Origin of the sequence: Burkholderia sp. 4M9327F10 (assembly GCF_005503145.1) — a bacterium.
Lineage (GTDB): Bacteria > Pseudomonadota > Gammaproteobacteria > Burkholderiales > Burkholderiaceae > Paraburkholderia.
On record NZ_SCNV01000050.1, the window covers coordinates 1 to 20,607 of the forward strand.

Consider the following 20,607-nt stretch of genomic DNA (forward strand, 5'->3'; position numbering starts at 1 on the left):
ATTCACCACCTTCACGTTGCGGGTGTCGGGCACTTCCGCATACGACAGCACCTTCAACTGCGGCAGGCTGCGGCGCAGAAAGCGCGCGAGCATCGGCCGCAACGAGTGCTGCACCAGCAGCACCGGCGCGAGTCCGAGGTTCTGCTGACGCGTCATCGCCTTCTGCGTCTCGGTCAGCAGCGTATGAGCAAGGCCTGGTTCCAGGCCCGGATTCGGACCGGTCGACAGCGCCTGCGACAGCACGCGTTCGAGATTCGAATCGAGGCCCATCACCTGCATGTCGCCGGTGCCGGGGAACCACTGCTGGGTAATCGCGCGGCCCAGTGCGAGACGCACGGCGGCGGTCAGTTCGTGCGGGTCGCTGACCTTCGGCGTGTGCTCGGCCAGCGCTTCCAGAATCGTGCGCATGTCGCGGATCGGCACGCCTTCTTCCAGCAGGTTCTGCAACACCTTCTGCAGCGTGGTGAGCGAGAGCGACTTCGGAATCAGATCGTCGACGAGCGACGGGGTGTCCTTCTGCATCCGTTCGATCAGCGCCTGGATTTCGCGGCGGCCGAGCAGTTCGGAGGCGTGCGTAACCACCAGGTGGTTCAGGTGAGTAGCGACCACCGTACTCGAATCGACCACCGTGTAGCCGTACACCTGAGCCTGCTCGCGCAGGTTGGTGTCGATCCAGATGGCCGGCAGGCCGAAGGCCGGATCCTGGGTCGGCGTGCCCGGCAGCGCCGCGCTCACCTGACCCGGGTTGATGGCCAGCCACTGGCCCGGATAGGCTTCGCCGACACCCACTTCGACGCCCTTCAGCGCGATCCGGTAGCCATTGGGCCGCAGTTCGAGGTTGTCGCGGATGTGGATCACCGGCGGCAGGAAGCCGATTTCCTGAGCGAACTTCTTGCGGATGCTCTTGATCCGCTTGAGCAGTTCGCCGTCGGAGTTCTTGTCGACGAGCGGGATCAGCCGGTAGCCGACTTCGAGGCCCAACGTGTCGATCATCGTCACGTCTTCCCAGCTTGCCTCGGTGTTCTCGGTCGGCGCGAGCGCGGTCGGCGCCACCTCGACGAGGGCGGCCGTATTCTTGCGCTCGGCGGCGCGCTTCGTCATCATCCGGCCAAGCTGGATCAGGCCGCCGCCCAGCAGCAGGAAGGCGAAGTGCGGCATGCCGGGGATCAGGCCCATCAGCACCAGAATGCAGCCCGTGATGACCAGCACTCGCGGGTTGGTGAACAACTGCCCGGTCAACTGCGTGCCGATGTCTTCGTTGGTCGCCACGCGCGAGACGATCACACCGGCGGCCGTCGAGATCACCAGCGAGGGAATCTGCGCGACGAGGCCGTCACCGATGGTGAGCAGCGTGTAGTTCTTGGCGGCCGACGCGAAGTCCATGTTGTGCTGGACCACGCCGACAATCAGGCCGCCGATGATGTTGATCACCATGATCAGCAGGCCGGCAATCGCATCGCCGCGCACGAACTTGCTCGCACCGTCCATCGAGCCGTAGAACTCGGCTTCCTGGCCCACTTCCAGACGGCGCTTGCGGGCCTGGTCTTCGTTGATGATGCCGGCGTTCAGGTCGGCGTCGATCGCCATCTGCTTGCCGGGCATCGCATCGAGCGTGAAGCGCGCGGACACTTCGGCAATCCGGCCCGCACCCTTGGTGATCACCATGAAGTTGATCACCATCAGGATGATGAACACCACAATGCCGACTGCGAAGTTGCCGCCCACGAGGAAGTGGCCGAACGATTCGATCACCTGACCGGCCGCATCGGGGCCGGTGTGGCCTTCGAGCAGCACCACCCGGGTCGACGCGACGTTCAGCGAGAGGCGCAGCAGCGTCGAGAACAGCAGCACGCTCGGGAAGGCCGCGAAGTCGAGCGGCTTCATCGTGTACATGCTGACGAGCAGCACCATCACGGACAGCGCGATATTGAAGGTGAACAGCAGATCGAGCAGAAACGGCGGCAACGGCAGAATCATCATGCCGAGGATCATCACGATCAGCACCGGACCTGCGAGTGCGCGCAGGTTGGTGCTGTTCAGTGCGTCGGGCCGTCGGGCCAGGAAACCGGCGCGTGCGTTCATGCGGAGGCTCCAGGTGCCTTGTCATCGTTAAGGGCTTCGGCGGCTTCGTCGTTCGCCTCTTCGTCGGATACCGGCCCCTTGTCGAGTTCGGCAGGCACATCGAACTCGGTCGGCGCGACCGGCGCCACGCCGCCTTCGCTCTTGAAGCGGCGCAGTTGATAGACCCACGCCAGCACTTCCGCGACCGCGCCGTACAGTGCGCCGGGAATTTCGCGGTCGAGCTCGACGTTGTGATACAGCGCTCGCGCGAGCGGCGGCGCTTCCAGCAGCGGCACGTTGTTCTCCACAGCCAGCTCGCGAATCCGCGCGGCCACCAGGTTCACGCCCTTGGCGACCACCTTCGGCGCGCGCATCTCGCCGTCGCTGTAGCTCAGCGCCACGGCGAAGTGCGTCGGGTTGGTCACCACCACATCGGCTTTCGGCACCTTGCTCATCATCCGGCGCCGCGCAATGGCGCGCTGCTGGGCTCGGATGCGCCCCTTCAGCTTCGGATCGCCTTCGCTTTCCTTGTGCTCCTGCTTCACTTCTTCCTTCGTCATGCGGAGCTTCTTGTGGTAATTCCAGATCTGATACGGGACATCGAGCGCCGCCACGAGGAACATGCCCGCCACCGTCATGCCGCAGCAGACCGCAATCAGGTGTCCCGCGTTGGCAAACGCCACGGTAAGCGGCTGGGTGGCCAGCGCGAGAATTTCGTCGTGGCGGTTCCAGATCGACAGTCCGCCGATCCCGCCCACCACCAGGGTCTTGGCGAGCGACATGCCGAGCTGGATCGGCCCGTTGATCGAAAACATCCGGCCAAGCCCGGCGATCGGGTCGAGCCGGCTGAATTTGGGTTCGAGCGACTTGGACGACACATGCCAGCCGCCCAGCGCGAGCGGCGACAGCAAGGCGGCAAGGCCGGTCATGGCGAGGATCGGCACCAGCGCATGCAGCGCCTCGATGCTGGCGGCGCCCGCGCCGATCAGCATGCGCCGGGTCTCGAAGACGCTCTCGTGATTGAACGTGAAGGCGCCGCGCAGCATCGACTCCAGGCGATCGCCGATCATCCCGGAGAACGCCCACGCGCCGTAAAAGCCGGCCGACAGCAGCGCAAACGAGACCAGCTCCCGCGAACGTACGATCTGCCCCTCTTCCCGCGCCTTTTCGAGGCGCCTGGGAGTGGCTGATTCGGTTTTTTCGAGGTCGCTATCCCCTGCCACGCAGCTCTCCAAACGGTAACGGCACCATGCCTTTTTCCAGTGAGAGCGATTATTCCTGCTGAACTCAAGCCATGATCGGCTGATAAGGGCGGGGAAACGGCGGTATTTCGAGAGATGGGGACGCAAGAAGCGCGGCAGCCGGGCGGCGCGCTGCCGCAGCGGGCTCCGGCGGCGCCTGGGCGGGAAGGCGGATCCACCCGTTGCGGCGCGGTGATATGCGGAACGGGTGGTTGGGTCGTACGCGCGGGCTTCGGTGCTGGTTTCAGTCCCCCAAGCCCGCGTCAGCGCACAGCCGTGGCTCAGTAACCGACGTACGGCGACTGGCTGCTACTGCTGATGCCGAAGTACATGTAACGGCCGTAGAAGAACGGCAAACCGATATCGAAGCTGTCAGATCCGCCGATCTGGCCCGCCAGGTCGTTGAATGCGTAGTTGCTGCTGTTGCTGAACAGGGTCGCCGCGCTCAGGACACCGATACTGGCCGTGGCGGACGCGCCGTTCAGCCCCACCAGATTGACCGACAGGGTCTGCCCGGTGCTCGGGCAGTAGAACCCGCTGTACGTGCTGCCGCACAAGGCCAGCGCACTATCGGTGAAGAAATACGAGTTCGAGCCTGAATCGAAGAACGCCGCCAGCGTGGTGCCATTGAACGTACTGTTGTTCAGATCGCCGTAGTCATCGGTCGTAAAGGTCTTCGCCGCCGCGAGCGTGTTGTTCGACTGCGTGCCGATACCGAACACCAAGGTACCGGTGGCCGACCCGGCGCCGGTGCTCGAAATCGGCGGCATCTGCACGATGACGCCGTTATTGTCGGTGGCGAACTTCGAAACCGGGTTCGTCACCTGGTCGGAGTCCGGCACCTGCGTCTGCGAGCAACTCGAGCCGCTGCACGCGTAGTAATTGCTGTACTGGGCAGCCGTGGACGCGCTCGCGCAGGTGGAGCCGCAGTCAACCGGCGCCACGCCGATACCGAGAATCCCGTTGGCGCCAAGCGCGCTGGGGGAGTTCTCTTCGGTGCCGCTGGCGCAGCTGGTTGGTACAGAAAAGTTCACGTCGCCGAGTACCTGAACCGGAATGCTCGTGGCGGTCTCGCCGGAAATCTGTACCGTTGCCGTGCGCACCGAGCCCCACGAGTAACCGTCCGCGAAATTCGTACATTCCACCAGCGTGCCGGACCCATTGGGGACGGCGGCGTTCGGCAGCGCAACGCTCAACACGCCACTGGCGATCCGCAGCCCGTAAGAGCCGGTATCCACCTGAACATTGCTGATGGTCTGGCAATTGCTCGAGTTCGGCGCGCAAACCGTCACCGTCACGGTCGGAATATTGATAACGCTCGCCACACCCTGGCCAACCGTCACGGCCACCGTATTCGAGGCGGTTGCGGCAATCGGCTGCGCCGTCGGGCTCGCCGGCAAGCCGGCGGTCTCGCTCGAGGAACTCGAGGAGCTGCTACTGCTGCTGTTGTTACTGCTGCCGCCTCCGCCGCCGCATGCCGCCAGCAGCGACACCAGCGCGACCGTGGCCGTGATCTGCAACCATCCCTTGAGCTTTGCTGCACCTTGCATGGCTCGTCTCCCGCACGTGTCTGTCACTGGATGTCGGAACCGCTGACGCCGGCAGGCAACGCCTGCGGCAGCCACGCTTGCCCCACGAATGCGCCCATATGGCCACCGGAGTGGACCACGAGGCTGCTCTGGTCGACCGCCACCGGCCCGTGTCCACCGCGCGCCGCCCGCACGGCTTCGACGCCGGCGAGGTACTGCGGGAAATAGGTGCCGAGCAGATCGTTCAGGTTGGGCATTTGCGGCCCGCGCCAGGCGAGGCCGAACACGCTGCCGTCCGCTGCCAGATACTCGTGCACGACGGTGCCATTGCCAAGCGTCGTCGCCCGCACGGTGTAGGAAGAGCTGGTGCTGGCCGCGGACGCTGCGCCGGAGGCGGCGTGCAGAACGGCAGTAGGAGAAACGGTCTGGGTGGTGACTGAGGCGCCGGCAGGCGGCGTCATTGGGCTGCCGCCCAGCGCCGCATGGGCAGACTGAACGGCGGGAATTACACACGACAATCCAAGCGCCGTCGTGAAGACGGCGCGGCGTACACGGCTCGGCATGGCGAAGCTCCTCCCGGTCGACTGCGCAACGGCCCAAGCATCGCATGGGCGCCCGCATTTATCCAAGATGATACGGCACGGCAGCGCTCAATCGCAGGAAGGATTCTTCCCGGGGGACGTACCCCGCCGTGCCCGCCCGCCGGCCTAGAAGCCGAGGCTCGCCAGCAGGTCGTCGACCTGCGATTGATCCTGCATCACGTCGGCCTTGCCTTCCGGGTTGATCTGCGGCCCGTTCAGCAAGCCTTCCGGGCTGCCGGTCGGCGACGGCTGGGCCGCCAGCGTCGCAGCGGTGGCCGCGAACTGCTCGCGCCGTTCGAGCGCGATGTTCTCGATCAGCACGCCGAGCAGTTGCTGCTCGATCAGGTACACGACCTCGGTAATCTTCTTGATCACCTGACCGGTCAGATCCTGAAAGTCCTGTGCCAGCATGATTTCGAGCAACTGGGCGTTGGTCGCCGTGGTCACTTCGGGCACGCCGCGCAGGAAGGTGCGCGTGTCGTTCATCAACGCGCGCACTTCCTCGCGTTCGATCGGCGCTGCATACCATTGTTCCCAGCGCGCATCCAGCACGGCTGCGTCCTGCTGCAACTGCTCCTGCATCGGCTTCGCCACTTCGATCGAGCTCAGCACCTTCTCGGCGGCCTGCTCGGTCATGTTGGCGATGTACTTGAGACGGTCGCGCGCGTCGGGCACGGCTTCCGCCGCCCGCTCGACGTGCTTGTCGATCCCGAGTTCGCGCATCGAGTCGCGCAAGGTGCGCGTCAGCTGCCCGATGCGGGCAAGAATGCGGTCGCTTGTAATATCCCCGCCGCCGTCGTGCGTCTCGACGGCTGCCGTGTTGGTCGGCTGGTTCACGTCAGCTCCCGGCTTTCGCCATCTTCTCGAGAATCTTGTTGAGCTTCTCGTCGAGGGTCGCCGCCGTGAACGGTTTGACCACGTAGCCGCTCGCGCCGGCCTGGGCCGCCGCGATGATGTTTTCCTTCTTCGACTCGGCCGTCACCATCAGCACCGGCAGGTGCGTGAGGCTCGCGTCGGCGCGGATTTCCTTGAGCATCGCCAGACCGTCGAGATTCGGCATGTTCCAGTCGGAAATCACGAAGTCATAAGCGCCGCTGCGCAGACGGGCCAGGCCCGCTGCGCCGTCTTCCGCCTCGTCGACGTTCGAATAGCCCAGTTCTTTCAACAGATTGCGCACGATCCGGCGCATCGTCGGAAAGTCATCTACGACCAGAATCTTCATTCCCTTATCCATTTCAATTCCCTTTCCCTTATCCCAGATGGTGCGGCGGGTGAGCGCCAGTTCGATCAGGCCCGTGTCGACCCGGGTTCGTGCGCGAGCACGTTACCCCGGTCCCATGCCAGATGCTTGCCGTCCGGCCGCATCATACCCGCTGTACGCGGTCGCCCATCGACGAGAGGCGCACCATGACGCGCCGGCTCATCTCGGGCAACGAGGCAATCTCGTCGGCGGCGCCTAGCGCAATGGCTTCGCGCGGCATGCCGAACACGATACAGCTCGCTTCGTCCTGCGCAAGCGTATACGCGCCTGCTTTCTTCATTTCCAGCAGTCCGGCCGCACCGTCGCGGCCCATCCCCGTGAGGATCACGCCGACGGCGTTCTTGCCGGCGTGCTGCGCGGCGGAACGGAACAACACGTCGACAGACGGACGGTGCCGGTTGACCGGCGGGTCGTCGGACAGGTGTGCAATATAGTTCGCGCCGCTACGTGCTAGCAACAGGTGGGCGTGGCCAGGGGCAATATAAGCATGTCCCGGCAACACGCGTTCGCCGTGCTCTGCCTCTTTAACGGTAATTCTGCACAAGCCATTAAGGCGTTGCGCGAAAGATTTTGTGAAACCCGGCGGCATGTGCTGCGCGATCAGCACCGCGGGCGCATCCGGCGGCAGCGGCACCAGCACCTCGCGGATCGCTTCGGTGCCGCCCGTCGAGGCGCCCACGATGATCAGCTTTTCCGTACTGAGCAGCGGATTGTTGAAGTTCGGCGCCGGAGCAGCCGCCTGGGCGCCCGCGGCAGCCGGCGTGCCGGCGTGCTGCACCGGGGCAGCCTGGCGCACGCGCGCACGGGCAGCGGCGCGCACCTTGTCGGCTAGCTTTTCCGCGTAGTCGAGCATGCCGTCGCGAATCCCGACCTTCGGCTTGGTGACGAAATCGACCGCACCCAGTTCCAGCGCGCGCAGCGTGATTTCGTTACCGCGCTCGGTCAGCGACGACACCATCACCACCGGCATCGGGCGCAGGCGCATCAGCTTCTCGAGGAAGTCGAGACCGTCCATGCGCGGCATTTCGACGTCGAGCGTCAGCACGTCCGGGTTGTGCTGCTTGATGAGTTCACGCGCGACCAGCGGGTCGGGCGCGGTGGCTACGACGGTCATGTCCGGCTGGCCATTGATGATTTCCGTCATCAGGCTGCGGATCAGCGCCGAATCGTCGACGCACAATACCTTGATCTTTTGCACAGCTCTCACGCCTCCTCGGCAGTTCTGGCGTTGTTTGAATTAATCGGGCGCGGGGTTGCGCCAAATAGCTCGATGCGCGGCTTGCCAGCCGCGGGGCTCGACCCTGATCCCGCACCCGCGGCCGAACCTGCGCCAAACAGTTCGACCCGTGGCCGCGCGTTCTGGCCGGCCGGCGCGGCGAACAGCTCGACCCGCTCGCGGGCCTTCGCGAGCCGCTCGGCGCGCTGCTCGGAGGTCTGCCGGGCGAGCGCCTGCTCGCGTTCGGCCACCCCCGCTTCCTGCTGCAGGCGAAGCTTTTTCACCATCACCTGGCCGGTACGCGGCATGAAGGCCACCTTGCGCGGGTGGCCGCCTTGCAGGTCCTCGGCGGTGATGCGGATTTTTTCGAGCGCCAGATAGCGGCGCACGAACTCGGAATTGCGGTCGCCGATATTCATCGTCGTCATGCCGGCCAGCACGGCGGCGCCGCCGAACACCTTGGCCTCGAAACGCTCGCGCCGGCCACCGGCCTTGATCAGCTCGTTGATGAGCACTTCCATGGCGTAGGCGCCGTAGCGCATCGAGTCCGAAGCGGCCTGGCCGACATCGGCGCCGTCGTCGGGCAGCATGAAGTGGTTCATGCCGCCGATGCCGGCGGTGCGATCCTGAATGCAGGCCGCCACGCACGAACCGAGCACGGTGACCAGCACCATGTCTTCGTGCGTCGTATAGAACTCGTTCGGCAACAGCTTCACGCCGGGGCGCTGGAAGTGGTTGTCGAAATACAGATTGGTGGCAATGGGCAGGGCGCTACTCATACGCTCACCCCGCTAGTCGAGGTCTGACCCGCCGGGGCCGGGCTGCGGTTCGCAGGGCGCGCGGCGCCAGCGTCGCGGGTCAGTTCGTAGACGGTCTGGCCGCGCAGGCGGAACGACTGTGTGACGTAGGTGAAGTTCTCCGAGTGGCCGGCGAACAGCAGGCCGCCCGGCTTCATCAGCGGATCGAAGCGCGAGAGCACCTGCGCCTGGGTCGGCTTGTCGAAGTAGATCATCACGTTGCGGCAGAAGATCGCGTCGAACTGCGAGCGCAGGCCGTAATCGCGGTCCGTCAGGTTCAGTTGCTGGAAGCGGATCATCGCGCGCACCTCGGGCCGCACTTTCACCAGGCCGGCATGCGCGCCGGTGCCCTTCAGGAAAAAGCGCTTGAGCCGTTCGGGCGAGAGGTGCTTGACCTGGTCGAACTGGTACATGCCCGCTTCGCCCTTGGCGAGCACCTGGGTGTCGATGTCCGTAGCAAGCACCGTGGCCTGGCGCGCGGCGCTGTCGCCGAGCGCTTCGATCAGCGTCATCGCGATCGAATACGGCTCTTCGCCCGTCGAAGCCGCCGAGCACCATACCGATACCGGCTGCTGACGCTTGGGGACGAACTCCGCCAGAATCGGAAAATGATGCGCCTCGCGGAAGAACGCGGTCAGGTTGGTGGTCAGCGCATTGGTGAACGCCTCCCACTCGGCCGGATCGTTCTCGGATTCGAGCAGGTCGAGGTATTCGCGGAAGCTGTCGAGGCCACGTGCGCGCAAACGCCGCGCAAGGCGGCTATATGCCATGTCGCGCTTATGGTCCGACAACGAGATGCCGGCGCCGCGGTGGATCAGTTCGCGAATGCGAGCGAAATCCGCCGAGGTGAATTCGAAATCACGCCCCTGGTCACCCGCTTTCGCAGGTTCCGCCTTGTCGGGACGATTCTGTGCGCGCGTTGCCATCATGATGTTTCCTGCCTGCGATACGAAGCGTCCCCTCTCGGGACTTGCACCGCGGGGTCGCGCCCGCCCGCGAGTGTTTCCAACCTGCCGGCGGCCCGAAACACGCCTTGTGAGCGTGCTTCAATGAGTCGCCCATACTGCGGCGCGGAGCCGAAAGCCTGCATAACCGAATGCCATTCCTTAAAACGTTTCCCAGTCCGCGTCCGACCCTGCCGAGGCGGCGCCCGTTGTGGCCGGCCGTGCCGCGGGTTCGGCGGCGCCTGCCGCAGACTTCGGCCTGAGCGCCGGTTCGGCCCGTGCCGGAGCAGCAGCGCGCGGTGCTTCGTGTTTCGTTGCGGGCGCAGCGGCAGCCGGTGCGTGGGCCTGCACATGCGCCGGAGCGGCAACCGCTGCTTTAGGCACGGACGCGGCAGACTGGGCGCGCGGCACAGTCTTGCTGCGAGCTGCCGGTGCACTGCTGCGCGTAGCAGGCGCCGCACGCTGGCCGCCCTCCACCCGCCAGCCGCCGACCACCGTCTGCAACTGGCGCGTCTGCTCTTCGAGCGACGCCGCCGCAGCGGCCGCCTCTTCGACGAGCGCGGCATTCTGCTGCGTGACTTCGTCCATCTGCACCACGGCGCGGTTGACCTGCTCGATGCCGGTGGACTGTTCCTCCGACGCCGCGCTGATCTCGCCCATGATGTCGGTCACGCGGCGCACGGCCTGAACGATCTCTTCCATCGTCGTGCCTGCCCGGCCCACCAGTTCCGAGCCGCTTTGCACCTTGTCGACCGAGTCGCCGATCAGTTCCTTGATTTCCTTGGCGGCGCTCGCGCTACGCTGCGCGAGGCTGCGCACTTCACCGGCCACCACCGCGAAGCCGCGGCCCTGCTCACCCGCGCGGGCGGCTTCGACCGCCGCGTTGAGCGCGAGGATGTTGGTCTGGAAGGCAATGCCCTCGATCACGCCGATGATGTCCACCACCTTGTTCGAGCTGGTGGCAATGTCCTGCATCGTGTGCACCACCTGGCTCACCACGTCGCCACCGCGGGTGGCGATGTCCGAGGCGTTGACCGCGAGCTGGCTCGCCTGGCGGGCATTCTCCGCGTTCTGCCGCACGGTGCCGGTCAGTTGCTCCATGCTCGATGCGGTCTGCTGCAGCGAGGCGGCCTGCTGTTCGGTGCGTTGCGACAGATCGGTGTTGCCCATGGCGATCTCGCGCGCGCCGGTGTCGATCGATTCGGTACTGGTGTGCACCGACTTGACCATCTTCGTGAGGCTGTCCTGCATCTGCTTGATGCCGCCGAACAGGCGTCCGATCTCGTTGGTGCTGAACACGTCCACCGGTTGCGTCAGGTCGCCGGAAGCGATCCGCTCGAAGCAGGCCGTTGCGTCATTGAGCGGCTGCACGATCAGGCCGCGCAGCGCGAAGCGGATCAACACCACCAGCACCAGGGCGAACAGGCCGACTGCGATGATCAACGTGGTCATCAGCGTGACGTTCGACTGGGCCGCCGCCTGCTGATCGGCCGCCAGCTTCTGCAAGGCCTTCACGACCGCCGAGGCGGCATTGTCGTAGGCGATAAAAAGCGGGCTGATCTTCGTATCCGCAATCGCGTGATAACCTGCCTGGTCACCGGCGCGCAGTGCCGCGAACTCCGGCTCCACGCCGTCGTGCATCACGGTCGCGTGGCGCGCTAACAGGTCGTCAAGCTGCGCCTGGTCGACGCCGGTCTTGGGCGCATCCACAAACGTCTGCCAGCTCTCGTTGCCCTTGGCGAGCAGCTCCTGCGCGCGGTCGAGCACCGTCTTCGCCTCGTCGGCCTTGCCGGCCGCGGTCAGCGTGTTGTAGCGGTCGACTGCGATACGTGAGCGCAACAGATAGGCCGATGCGTCGTCGAGCGCATGAATGGCCACCAGATCGCCCCGCGCAATGCTGTCGAGCGACTGGCTGGCGCGGTTCAGCGCAGTCAGGCCGAGTGCGCCGACCACGATCGTCAGCGCAGCCAGAACGATCCCAACCACGGTCAACGACGTACGAATCGACCACCTGCTCAGCATGTTGATGCTCCCTGTTGTCCAGTCATGTGCCTGCCTGCTGCACTTAGCCGCCGAGCGACTCGATCAATGCCATTTCGCGGCTGGTCATCAGCTTTTCGATGTCCATCAGGATCAGCATGCGGCCGTCGACGGTGCCGAGACCCGTCAGGTACTCGGTCGTGAGCGTCGCGCCGAATTCCGGCGCCGGCATGATCTGGTCCATCTGCAGCGTCAGCACGTCCGACACGCCGTCCACCACCATCCCGACCACGCGGTGCGCGACGTTCAGGATGATCACGACGGTCTGGTGGTCGTACTCGACGCGGCCCAGATGGAACTTGATGCGCATGTCGACGATCGGCACGATGATGCCGCGCAGATTGATCACACCCTTGATGAAATCGGGCGCGTTCGCGATGCGCGTCACGCTGTCGTAGCCGCGGATTTCCTGCACCTTGAGAATGTCGATGCCGTACTCTTCGGCGCCGAGCGTAAAGACCAGAAACTCCTGACCGCCGGCATCGGCCTGCAGCGCGTCGCGGCGGCCATTCGTACCGCCATTGGCGACGCTCGAATTGATGGATTGGACTTCTGCCACGTTAGCCCCCAAAACGGTTGGGATGAAACAAGTTAAGTAATAAAAGTTACGCGAGGCTCATTGCGCCATGCGCGTTGCGCGTCTCGCGGTTCAGTGCCGCCACGTCCACGATCAGCGCGACACTGCCGTCGCCGAGAATGGTCGCGGCGGAAATGCCGTGCACCTTGCGGTAATTCGTTTCCAGATTCTTCACGACCACCTGCTGCTGGCCGACCAGTTCGTCGATCAGCATGGCGAAGCGCCGTCCTTCGGTCTGCATGATCGTGACGATGCCCTGGGTCGGCTCCGACTTCGCATCGGCCACCGAGAACACTTCATGCAACGCGACGAGCGGCAGGTATTCGCCGCGCACCCGCACCACCCGCTCGCCGTTGGCCACCGTGTAGATGTCCTCGGCCTGCGGCTGCAGCGACTCCATGACGAAGTTCAGCGGCAGAATGAAGATCTCGTTGCCGACCTTCACCGACATGCCGTCGAGAATGGCCAGCGTGAGCGGCAAGACAATGCGCGTGGTGCTGCCCTTGCCTGCCTGCGAACTGATTTCGACATGACCGCCCATCGACTGGATGTTGCGCTTCACCACATCCATGCCGACGCCACGGCCCGACACGTCGGTCACCTGCTCCGCGGTCGAGAAGCCCGGCAGGAAGATCAGGTTCCAGACTTCGTCGTCGGTCATGCTTTCGCTGACCTGCATACCCTGCTTGGCAGCCTTGGCGAGAATCTTGTCGCGGCGCAGGCCGGCGCCGTCGTCGCTCACTTCGATGACGATGTTGCCGCCGTGGTGCGCGGCCGACAGCACCAGTTGGCCGGTCGAATCCTTACCCGCCGCACGGCGCGCTTCCACCGTTTCGATACCGTGATCGAGACTGTTGCGCACGAGGTGGGTCAACGGGTCGATGATCCGCTCGATCAGGCTCTTGTCGAGCTCGGTCGCCTGACCGAAGGTGACGAGTTCGACCTCCTTGCCGAGCTTCGCCGCCAGATCGCGCACCAGACGCGGGAAGCGGCTGAAGACGTAATCCATCGGCATCATGCGGATCGACATCACCGCTTCCTGCAGATCGCGGGCATTGCGCTCCAGTTGCGCCATGCCGTTGAAGAGGCGGTCGTGCAGCGCCGGATCGAAGGTGCTGGTGGTCTCGGCCAGCATTGCCTGCGTGATCACCAGCTCGCCGACCAGGTTGATCAACTGGTCGACCTTCTCGACGCCCACCCGGATCGAACTGCCTTCGGCTGCGGCGGCGGCTGCCGGACGCGCCTTGCGGTCGGTTTCTCCTCCGGCCGGTGCTGCCGCAGCCGGTGCGGCCGGCGCCGCTGCAGGCGCGGGCGCGACCGCAGCCGGTGCAGGCGGAGCCGCCGGCGTAGGCGCCGCAGCCGCTGCCGCGGGCTGCGCCGGCGCCTGGAACAGCCCATGCGTCGGCGCGGCCGCGCTGGCCTGCGGTGCGGGCGCAGCCGCAGGCGCCGGTGCGGGTTGCGCAGCGGCAGGCGTTCCAGGTTCGCCTTGCTGCGCTTCGTCTACCGGCGCCGTGCCGCGGCCAATCGAGATCTGACTGTCGTCGATCACGAAGCAGCACACGGCGATAATGTCGTCGGACGTGACATCGGTCTGCAGCCACAGCGTCAGATCGCCGCCCGCCTTGACCTGCCCGACGATATGCCCCAGGTTGCCGAGCTCTTCGGCCAGCAGTTCCTGGTCCTTCTCACCTACACCCCGTAGCGTGATTTTCAGATGGGGGCCGCCGTCTTCGCCTGCCGCCCCGCCTGTGTCTGTTGTAGCTGCCGCGCCGGTCTGCGCCGGTGCGTTACCCGATAATTCGCCTGCTGCCTGAACCGCCTGTTCGACCACGTGCTCGGGCGGATGGCCGTCGCCGCCCGCTGCCGGCACCGGCGTGGGCGCCGGCGCAGCGGGTGCCGCCGCCGGTGCGGGCGCTGCTGCCGCCTGCGTCTCGCCGAAGCGGCTTTCCGCGTAGAGCTGTTCGAGCTTGGCCTGAATCGCGCGAGCCACGGCTGCGTCCGGCTCGGCGCTCGCGCGGTAGTCCGCGAGCTGGCCGGACAACACGTCCTTGGTTTCGAGGAACGTGTCGATCATGTCCTTGCGCAGCACGAGTTCGTTATTGCGCGCGCGGTCGAGCAGCGATTCGAGGATGTGAGTCGTTTCGGTGAGGGCGGTGAAGCCGAACGTCGCCGCGCCGCCCTTGATCGAGTGAGCTGCGCGGAAAATTGCCGCGAGGTCTTCCGGATCGGGATGGCCGATGTCCAGATTGAGCAGCAACTGCTCCATCTGCGCGAGCAGTTCGTCCGCTTCGTCGAAGAACGTCTGATAGAACTGAGTGATGTCGAGTGTCATGCCTGGGTCACCGCGAGAGTTCCTGTCTGGGCTTTGGCAGCCGTGCCGCTTGTGTAAAGGCGCTTATGTAAACGTTCGTGAGCTCAGTTGCCCGACTCGGATAGCGCCGCGACCAGTTCGGTCAGCATGTCGGGGTCGAGCGGCTTTTCGATCCAGCCAGTCGCCCCCACCGCCCGCGCCGCTTCCTTGAAAGGCTCGCCGGATTCCGTCGTGAGGACGAGGATCGGCGTTACCTGGTAGGCCGGGTTGCCGCGCAACGCGGCGATCAGATCGAGGCCGGTCTTGCCCGGCATGTGCTGGTCGGTCAGCACGAGGTCGAACGACATGGCGAGCGCATTCTCCAGGCCCTCATTGCCGTCGGCCGCGAGCGTCACCTCATAGCCGGCCGTCGTCAGTGTGGCGGCAAGAATCTGCCGCATCGCTGCCGAGTCGTCGATTGCCAGAATGTGCCTGATCATTAAAACCTCGCTGCGCTCACTATGGATCGCCTGGGCTCGCGCGCCGCATGGGCGGCAACGCCGGCTCAGGCCATCGTGTCCTTCAATGCGACGCCACGCCGGGCGCCTTTGGTGCAACCGTCGGCGGTTGCGCAATCTGTTGCAGCAAGGGCGCCTGCCCCGAACCGGCCGCATCGTCGGACAAGGTGGTCGTGGTCGAGTCGTCGTGCATCATCGCCTCTTCCGACTTCTTGTTCAGCACCAGGATGCTGATACGGCGGTTTTCGGGATCGAGCGGATCGGCCTTGTTCAGGTTCTGCGTCGACGCCATGCCGATCACACGCATCACCTTCGATTCGTCCATCCCGCCCGCAATCAGCTCGCGGCGCGATGCGTTCGCGCGGTCCGCCGACAGTTCCCAGTTGCTGTATCCCTTCTCGCCGCCGGCGTACTGCACGGCGTCGGTGTGCCCCTGCACGATGATGCGGTTCGGCACGTCGTTCAGCGTGTTGCCGATGGCACGCAGAATGTCGCGCATATACGGCTCGACCTCGTCGCGGGCGGTGTCGAACATCGGCCGCTTCTGCGAGTCCACAATTTCGATGCGCAACCCTGTGAGCGTCGAATCAATACGGATCTGCTGCTTGAACTGGCGCAACACCGGGTTGGCCTCGATCGCGGCCATCAGCTTGACCTGCAGATCGTGCAGACGCACCTGCTCCTGCCGTTCGAGCTGCCCCTTCGACTGATCCATCGACTCGTCGTCGTTATGCGCCACCGTGTGGTCGGAGCGGCTCATCGAACCGTCGCTCTGACGCGTGATGCCTTGCTGGTCAGTCGAAATATCGCGGCCGCCGCCCTTCAGGATGCTCGAGTCTTCCGCGCTCCGGTCACCGCCCCACAGCGTGATCTTGAGCGGCTGGTTGAAGTAATCGGCAATGCCCTTCAGCTGCACGGTCGAGGCTGAACTGAGCAGCCACATCAGCAGGAAGAACGCCATCATCGCCGTCATGAAGTCCGCATACGCGAGCTTCCAGGCGCCGCCGTGATGGCCCGCCTTCTTCGGTGCGGAGCGCTTGACGACGATTGCGCGGTCTTTGTCCTTGCTCATCGAATCAGTTCCTGGCCCGCGCGGTTACTTGGCTTTCACGCGGCGCACGTGCTCTTCCAGCTCGCTGAACGACGGGCGTTCAGTCGAGAAGAGCACCTTGCGGCCGAATTCGACGGCGATCGCCGGCGCATAGCCATTCAGGCTCGCGAGGATCGTCACCTTGATGCACTGGAACATCTTGGTCGACTCGGCGACGCGCTGTTCCGCGACGCTCGAGAGCGGCCCGATCAGACCGTACGAAAGCAGAATGCCGAGGAAGGTGCCGACCAGCGCCTGGGCGATCATCTCGCCGAGCACAGCGGGCGGCTTGTCGGCCGAGGCCATGGTGTGCACCACGCCCATCACCGCCGCGACAATCCCGAATGCCGGCATGGCGTCGCCGACCTTGGCCAGCGCATGCGCCGGCGCTTCGCCTTCGGTGTGATGGGTTTCGATTTCCTCGTCCATCAGGCTTTCGATTTCAAACGCGTTCATGTTGCCGCCCACCATCAGACGCAGGTAGTCGGTCAGGAACTCGATGATGTGCTTGTCGGCGAGGATCTTCGGGTATTGCGTGAAGATCGGGCTCTTCGACGGATCGTCGATATCGGCTTCGAGCGTCAGCGTGCCTTCTTTGCGCGCCTTGGCCAGCAGGACGTAGAGGAGCGCCATCAGCTCCATGTACACGTCCTTGTTGTACTTGGACCCCTTAAAAAGGGTCGGAATCACGCCAACTGTCGCCTTGATCGTTTTCATCCCGTTGCCGAGGACGAATGCGCCGACGCCTGCGCCCCCGATCATCAGCAGTTCGACTGGCTGAAGCAGCGCGCCCAAATGACCGCCTTCCAGCGCATAACCGCCGAAAACGGACAACAGCGTCACGAGTGTTCCCACGAAAATCAGCACAGCCGAGCCCTCACAAGGAAGCGACGGAGTCCGTCGTTAATCTGGTTTACGGCAAGCGGGCGGAAAACTTTGGTGCAAAAGCGAGTTGGAGAGGCGGTGTAAACCACAGGCGGGGTGGGCGGGACCCGGGCGGGGTGCCCGGGCTGCGATGCAAGCGGGGCGGGGCTGCCCGCGTGAACGCTCAAACTTCCAGTTCGGCGAGCTGGCTCGCACGCACCTTGGCTTCGGCAACTTTCTTTGTCTTACCTGCACGGGACGGCGGCTGGCACAATCCACAGACAAATCCGTGCTGCGGATCATGCGCATGGGCGACGAAATGGCCGCCGCAGCGGGTGCATGCCGTCATCTGCAACATGCCGGAGTCGAAAAAACGCACCAGCGTCCACGCGCGGGTCAGGCTGAGCACCGGTTCGTCGTCGTGCATCTGGACGTGTTCCTGGTACAGCCGGTAGCTCTTGACGATCGACTGGATCGTCTCGCAGCCGCCGTGGTCCGCCATGAAGCGGTAAATGTTATAGAACAGCGACGAATGAAAGTTCGGCTGCCAGGTCATGAACCAGTCTGTCGAGAACGGCAGCATGCCCTTGGGCGGCGACACCCCTTTCAATTCCTTGTACAGCTTGATGAGCCGGTCGCGTGACAGGCTGGTCTCGGCCTCGAGCAGCTGCAAACGCGCGCCGAGTTCGATCAGTTCGATCGCCAGGGTAATTTCCCTGACTTCGAGTACTACACTTTTAGTGGCCATCCGCTCGGCTTCCCGCGTCCTGGTGTTACTGGTCGGTTTTGCTGCCGTGGAGTTCGAGTGCCGGCATCAGCCGACCTGCTCGACGGGCTGGCTAGCCATCAGGATCGCGGAATGCGCCTGAGCAATGGCGCTGGTCTTGCCCTTGTCGGCAAGCGCCGAAAGGACAGCATGGTCGTCGAAGCGGAAGCGGCATAGCACCTGGCTGGACGCGGCCAGCTTGACGGTCTGCGCCAGCGACAGATTGGCAATGACATCGGCCAGCTGATCCGAAATGCCCATGCGGAACATGCCCATAGGCTTATCTTCACGCAGCAGACGCTGAGCGAGCAGAAGATAAGAAAGGTTCACTTCTCTTATCTCGTTGAGCATTTCACTAGTGGTGCTCATGATTCCCCCGAGTCGATCTGGCTGGTCAGGCCGTTACGGAAACGTTTGCTCGAACGCGCGCGCTACACACGCACGAACGGCCCGTTTATGGTCTTGCCAGCATTGTGTCGAAAGGGAAACCGGACGGAAATCGGACAGACACCCCGCTTGGCTGACGGAATGCTCCATATATTCTGTAGGAATTTTTCCTACAAAACTCGCACTGGAATGGGAATGAAAGGCAGGAGGGGCTTTTTGGGGGATCGATCGGTGCGCGATCCTGAACTATTTTACGCACCTTTGAGCGGTGCGGCCGATTATAGATGTTTTTCACGCCACTGCAACAAACCCTGGCTATGCGCGACGCATCGAATTCTCTATCGCCTGAACCCTTGGGCCGCGGCACGGTGTTTGCTGAGGGGTCCTCTGCCGGCTGCGGTGTGGTCCGGCGCGACCTGTTACGCATGGTGTATCGCGCTGTAACAACATTAAGCGTTTGAAAAATAACTCGAATTGCGCCGGCCGATCCAGATAATGGCCTTAAGGGATAACCCGATGCAGTGTCGGGTTACCGCTGGGCGGCGGCCTACCGCGCCCGACCGTCCGCAAGGCATTCGCCCCCGCTCGACCCGAGCGCCGTTGTGCGAGGCCCCTATGAACAAGGAGAGTACGCATGCGAATCGCACAAATTGCGCCTTTATACGAAGCCGTACCGCCGAAATTTTACGGCGGCACCGAGCGGGTGGTGTCCTACCTGACGGAGGCGCTGGTCGAGCTCGGCCATGACGTGACGCTGTTCGCCAGCGGCGACTCCGTCACCTCAGCCAGACTCGAGGCGTCCTGGCCGCGCGCGCTGCGTCTCGACCCGACGGTGCGCGACGCGATGGCGCCGCACATCCTGCTGCTGGAAAAGGTGCGCAGCGTCGCTCACGAGTTCGACGTGCTGCACTTTCACCTCGACTACCTGCCGTTCCCGCTGTTCTCCACGCTCGGCACGCCGTTCGTGACCACCCTGCACGGGCGTCTCGACCTGCCCGAGCTGCAGCCGGTGTTCGATACGTTCACGCAAGTGCCGGTGGTGTCGATTTCCGATTCGCAGCGCCTGCCGCTCCAGCAGGCCAACTGGCTCAACACGATCTACCACGGCCTGCCCGAGCAGTTGCTCACGCCGCAGCCGCACAAGAAACCCGAATATCTGGCGTTCCTCGGCCGTATCTGTCCGGAGAAGCGCGTCGATACAGCTATCAAGATCGCTGCACAAAGCGGTCTGCCGCTGAAGATCGCCGCCAAGGTGGACAAGGTCGACCAGGAATACTTCAAGACCGAGATCGAGCCGCTGCTGTCGCAGGCGCACGTCGAGTTCGTCGGCGAAATCAACGAAGCGCAGAAGCCGGAATTCCTCTCGCGAGCCAAGGCGCTACTGTTCCCGATCGACTGGTCGGAGCCGTTTGGGCTGGTAATGATCGAATCGATGGCCTGCGGCACGCCGGTGATTGCGTTCAACCGCGGCTCAGTGCCGGAGGTGATCGACCACGGCGTGACCGGCTTCGTGGTCGAAGACGTGCAAGGGGCCGTCGCCGCGCTGCAACGGCTGGACGAACTGTCGCGCACGGAAATCCGCGCCCAGTTCGAGCGCCGCTTTAGCGCGAAAACCATGGCGCAGAACTATCTGGACGGCTATACCGCCCTGATTGAAGCAGAGCGCCGCCCGCTGTTGCGCCGCGTAGCGGTGGGCTAGCATTCTTCCGCACTGCCTTTGGCTAATTGCGCCTAAAAACGCCATGTGAATCGTTTGCGCGTGCGCAACCGCGCAGATAAAGCGGCCACCTTCTAAAAAGCCACCCCTCAAGGGTGGCTTTTTTACCGACAAATTCCGCCACAATTTCGATACGTATTCGGCACGATTAAGCCGCCTGAATCGCACTGACCTTCAGAAAGCTTTCATGACGAAAAACGTCCGCTGCGGCTAAACCTGCTCGATCAAAAAGCGCTCGCGGTTCTTGCCGGCAATCCATTTGGGCGGCTTGCCGCGGCCGCTCCACGTATTGCCCGACTTCGGATCCTGATACTTCGGCGGCAGCGGCGCCTTCTTGGGCGGGCGTCCGCGCCGGGCGGCCACTGCAAAACCCAGATCCTGGGCCGTCAAGCCATACTCCGAGATCTTGCCGCGGATCTCCTCGATGACATTGTCGAGTTCGGTACGTCGCGCTTCGTCCGCCTGAGCCTGCAATTTGGCGATCTGCGCCTTAAGTTCAGCATATTGCGACATTTCAGTTCTCCCTTTTTGTAGAACGCATTGTCACGGAGACTAGCCGTAATTAGCAGATTTCGCAATGGACAGTAATACTCACAATTCAAGATATCGTCTGATAAATTTATTATCGATTGATGAATTGTTAAATGTATCCGTCCTTTATCGCGAAATAATCCAATCCGCAAAGTGCATGATTGACAATTCTTGACACCCAGGCTGTCAATATTTCC

The 20,607-nt window shown here is 63.8% G+C and carries 19 protein-coding genes; 1 reads left to right on the forward strand and 18 read right to left on the reverse strand.

Annotated elements, in window-relative coordinates:
• The 17 genes from flhA to flhD form a co-directional block, all read right to left on the reverse strand.
• Positions 1-2,082: flagellar biosynthesis protein FlhA (flhA, locus tag FFS45_RS31310; RefSeq protein WP_137958519.1), on the reverse strand; the 2,082-nt coding region annotated here is incomplete at its 3' end.
• Positions 2,079-3,284, reverse strand: coding sequence for a flagellar biosynthesis protein FlhB (gene flhB / locus FFS45_RS31315; RefSeq protein WP_137958520.1), 1,206 nt, complete (start codon positions 3,282-3,284; stop codon positions 2,079-2,081). The genes flhA and flhB, both read right to left, overlap by 4 nt.
• Before the next feature lie 299 nt (positions 3,285-3,583).
• Entirely contained in the window at positions 3,584-4,852 is a 1,269-nt protein-coding gene (locus FFS45_RS31320) for a DUF3443 domain-containing protein (protein WP_137958521.1), read from the reverse strand.
• A 23-nt stretch (positions 4,853-4,875) separates the two neighbouring features.
• The gene (locus tag FFS45_RS31325) at positions 4,876-5,394 is read right to left on the reverse strand and encodes a DUF2844 domain-containing protein (RefSeq protein ID WP_137958522.1); all 519 of its coding nucleotides are present in this window, start codon (positions 5,392-5,394) and stop codon (positions 4,876-4,878) included.
• 144 nt (positions 5,395-5,538) lie between these two features.
• The gene (gene cheZ / locus FFS45_RS31330; protein WP_137958523.1) at positions 5,539-6,249 is read right to left on the reverse strand and encodes a protein phosphatase CheZ; all 711 of its coding nucleotides are present in this window, start codon (positions 6,247-6,249) and stop codon (positions 5,539-5,541) included.
• 1 nt (position 6,250) lies between these two features.
• The gene (gene cheY / locus FFS45_RS31335) at positions 6,251-6,646 is read right to left on the reverse strand and encodes a chemotaxis response regulator CheY (RefSeq protein ID WP_090681358.1); all 396 of its coding nucleotides are present in this window, start codon (positions 6,644-6,646) and stop codon (positions 6,251-6,253) included.
• A 130-nt stretch (positions 6,647-6,776) separates the two neighbouring features.
• Positions 6,777-7,871, reverse strand: coding sequence for a chemotaxis response regulator protein-glutamate methylesterase (locus FFS45_RS31340; protein ID WP_171029809.1), 1,095 nt, complete (start codon positions 7,869-7,871; stop codon positions 6,777-6,779).
• 5 nt (positions 7,872-7,876) lie between these two features.
• A complete protein-coding gene (gene cheD / locus FFS45_RS31345) occupies positions 7,877-8,668 on the reverse strand; it encodes a chemoreceptor glutamine deamidase CheD (protein ID WP_137958525.1) in 792 nt (263 codons plus the stop codon).
• Positions 8,665-9,615, reverse strand: a complete 951-nt coding sequence (locus FFS45_RS31350; protein WP_137958526.1) for a CheR family methyltransferase — start codon at positions 9,613-9,615, stop codon at positions 8,665-8,667. The genes cheD and FFS45_RS31350 overlap by 4 nt, the downstream gene beginning before the upstream one ends.
• A gap of 177 nt (positions 9,616-9,792) precedes the next feature.
• Positions 9,793-11,652: a methyl-accepting chemotaxis protein gene (locus tag FFS45_RS31355; RefSeq protein ID WP_137958527.1), complete on the reverse strand. Its 1,860-nt coding sequence runs from the start codon at positions 11,650-11,652 to the stop codon at positions 9,793-9,795.
• Between the two features lie 43 nt (positions 11,653-11,695).
• The gene (gene cheW, locus FFS45_RS31360) at positions 11,696-12,229 is read right to left on the reverse strand and encodes a chemotaxis protein CheW (RefSeq protein WP_137958528.1); all 534 of its coding nucleotides are present in this window, start codon (positions 12,227-12,229) and stop codon (positions 11,696-11,698) included.
• A gap of 46 nt (positions 12,230-12,275) precedes the next feature.
• Positions 12,276-14,579 carry a chemotaxis protein CheA gene (gene cheA / locus FFS45_RS31365; RefSeq protein ID WP_137958529.1) on the reverse strand — a complete coding sequence of 768 codons (2,304 nt, stop codon included), beginning with the start codon at positions 14,577-14,579 and terminating at the stop codon, positions 12,276-12,278.
• An 83-nt stretch (positions 14,580-14,662) separates the two neighbouring features.
• Positions 14,663-15,037 (reverse strand): response regulator, encoded by a 375-nt coding sequence (locus FFS45_RS31370; protein WP_137958530.1) that lies wholly within the window; start codon positions 15,035-15,037, stop codon positions 14,663-14,665.
• An 82-nt stretch (positions 15,038-15,119) separates the two neighbouring features.
• Positions 15,120-16,127 (reverse strand): flagellar motor protein MotB, encoded by a 1,008-nt coding sequence (gene motB, locus FFS45_RS31375; protein ID WP_137958531.1) that lies wholly within the window; start codon positions 16,125-16,127, stop codon positions 15,120-15,122.
• A gap of 24 nt (positions 16,128-16,151) precedes the next feature.
• A complete protein-coding gene (motA, locus tag FFS45_RS31380) occupies positions 16,152-17,012 on the reverse strand; it encodes a flagellar motor stator protein MotA (RefSeq protein ID WP_137958532.1) in 861 nt (286 codons plus the stop codon).
• 181 nt (positions 17,013-17,193) lie between these two features.
• Entirely contained in the window at positions 17,194-17,757 is a 564-nt protein-coding gene (gene flhC / locus FFS45_RS31385) for a flagellar transcriptional regulator FlhC (protein WP_137958533.1), read from the reverse strand.
• Positions 17,758-17,823: 66 nt separating this feature from the next.
• Positions 17,824-18,144 carry a flagellar transcriptional regulator FlhD gene (gene flhD / locus FFS45_RS31390; RefSeq protein ID WP_090681330.1) on the reverse strand — a complete coding sequence of 107 codons (321 nt, stop codon included), beginning with the start codon at positions 18,142-18,144 and terminating at the stop codon, positions 17,824-17,826.
• 652 nt (positions 18,145-18,796) lie between these two features.
• Here flhD and FFS45_RS31395 point away from each other — a divergent pair.
• Positions 18,797-19,861 carry a glycosyltransferase family 4 protein gene (locus FFS45_RS31395; RefSeq protein WP_137958534.1) on the forward strand — a complete coding sequence of 355 codons (1,065 nt, stop codon included), beginning with the start codon at positions 18,797-18,799 and terminating at the stop codon, positions 19,859-19,861.
• Positions 19,862-20,089: 228 nt separating this feature from the next.
• Here the strand turns inward: FFS45_RS31395 and FFS45_RS31400 are convergent, their stop codons facing one another.
• Entirely contained in the window at positions 20,090-20,392 is a 303-nt protein-coding gene (locus tag FFS45_RS31400; RefSeq protein ID WP_137958535.1) for an H-NS histone family protein, read from the reverse strand.
• Between the last annotated feature and the right edge of the window lie 215 nt (positions 20,393-20,607).

What these genes read in the sequence shown, in the direction of transcription:
- FFS45_RS31370 (WP_137958530.1), bottom strand. Translation starts at nt 15,037, where the DNA reads ATGATCAGGCACATTCTGGCAATCGACGACTCGGCAGCGATGCGGCAG.
- FFS45_RS31320 (WP_137958521.1), bottom strand. Translation starts at nt 4,852, where the DNA reads ATGCAAGGTGCAGCAAAGCTCAAGGGATGGTTGCAGATCACGGCCACG.
- cheA (WP_137958529.1), bottom strand. Translation starts at nt 14,579, where the DNA reads ATGACACTCGACATCACTCAGTTCTATCAGACGTTCTTCGACGAAGCG.
- flhD (WP_090681330.1), bottom strand. Translation starts at nt 18,144, where the DNA reads ATGAGCACCACTAGTGAAATGCTCAACGAGATAAGAGAAGTGAACCTT.
- FFS45_RS31395 (WP_137958534.1), top strand. Translation starts at nt 18,797, where the DNA reads ATGCGAATCGCACAAATTGCGCCTTTATACGAAGCCGTACCGCCGAAA.
- cheY (WP_090681358.1), bottom strand. Translation starts at nt 6,646, where the DNA reads ATGGATAAGGGAATGAAGATTCTGGTCGTAGATGACTTTCCGACGATG.
- FFS45_RS31400 (WP_137958535.1), bottom strand. Translation starts at nt 20,392, where the DNA reads ATGTCGCAATATGCTGAACTTAAGGCGCAGATCGCCAAATTGCAGGCT.
- motB (WP_137958531.1), bottom strand. Translation starts at nt 16,127, where the DNA reads ATGAGCAAGGACAAAGACCGCGCAATCGTCGTCAAGCGCTCCGCACCG.
- FFS45_RS31350 (WP_137958526.1), bottom strand. Translation starts at nt 9,615, where the DNA reads ATGATGGCAACGCGCGCACAGAATCGTCCCGACAAGGCGGAACCTGCG.
- flhC (WP_137958533.1), bottom strand. Translation starts at nt 17,757, where the DNA reads ATGGCCACTAAAAGTGTAGTACTCGAAGTCAGGGAAATTACCCTGGCG.
- FFS45_RS31355 (WP_137958527.1), bottom strand. Translation starts at nt 11,652, where the DNA reads ATGCTGAGCAGGTGGTCGATTCGTACGTCGTTGACCGTGGTTGGGATC.
- cheD (WP_137958525.1), bottom strand. Translation starts at nt 8,668, where the DNA reads ATGAGTAGCGCCCTGCCCATTGCCACCAATCTGTATTTCGACAACCAC.
- FFS45_RS31325 (WP_137958522.1), bottom strand. Translation starts at nt 5,394, where the DNA reads ATGCCGAGCCGTGTACGCCGCGCCGTCTTCACGACGGCGCTTGGATTG.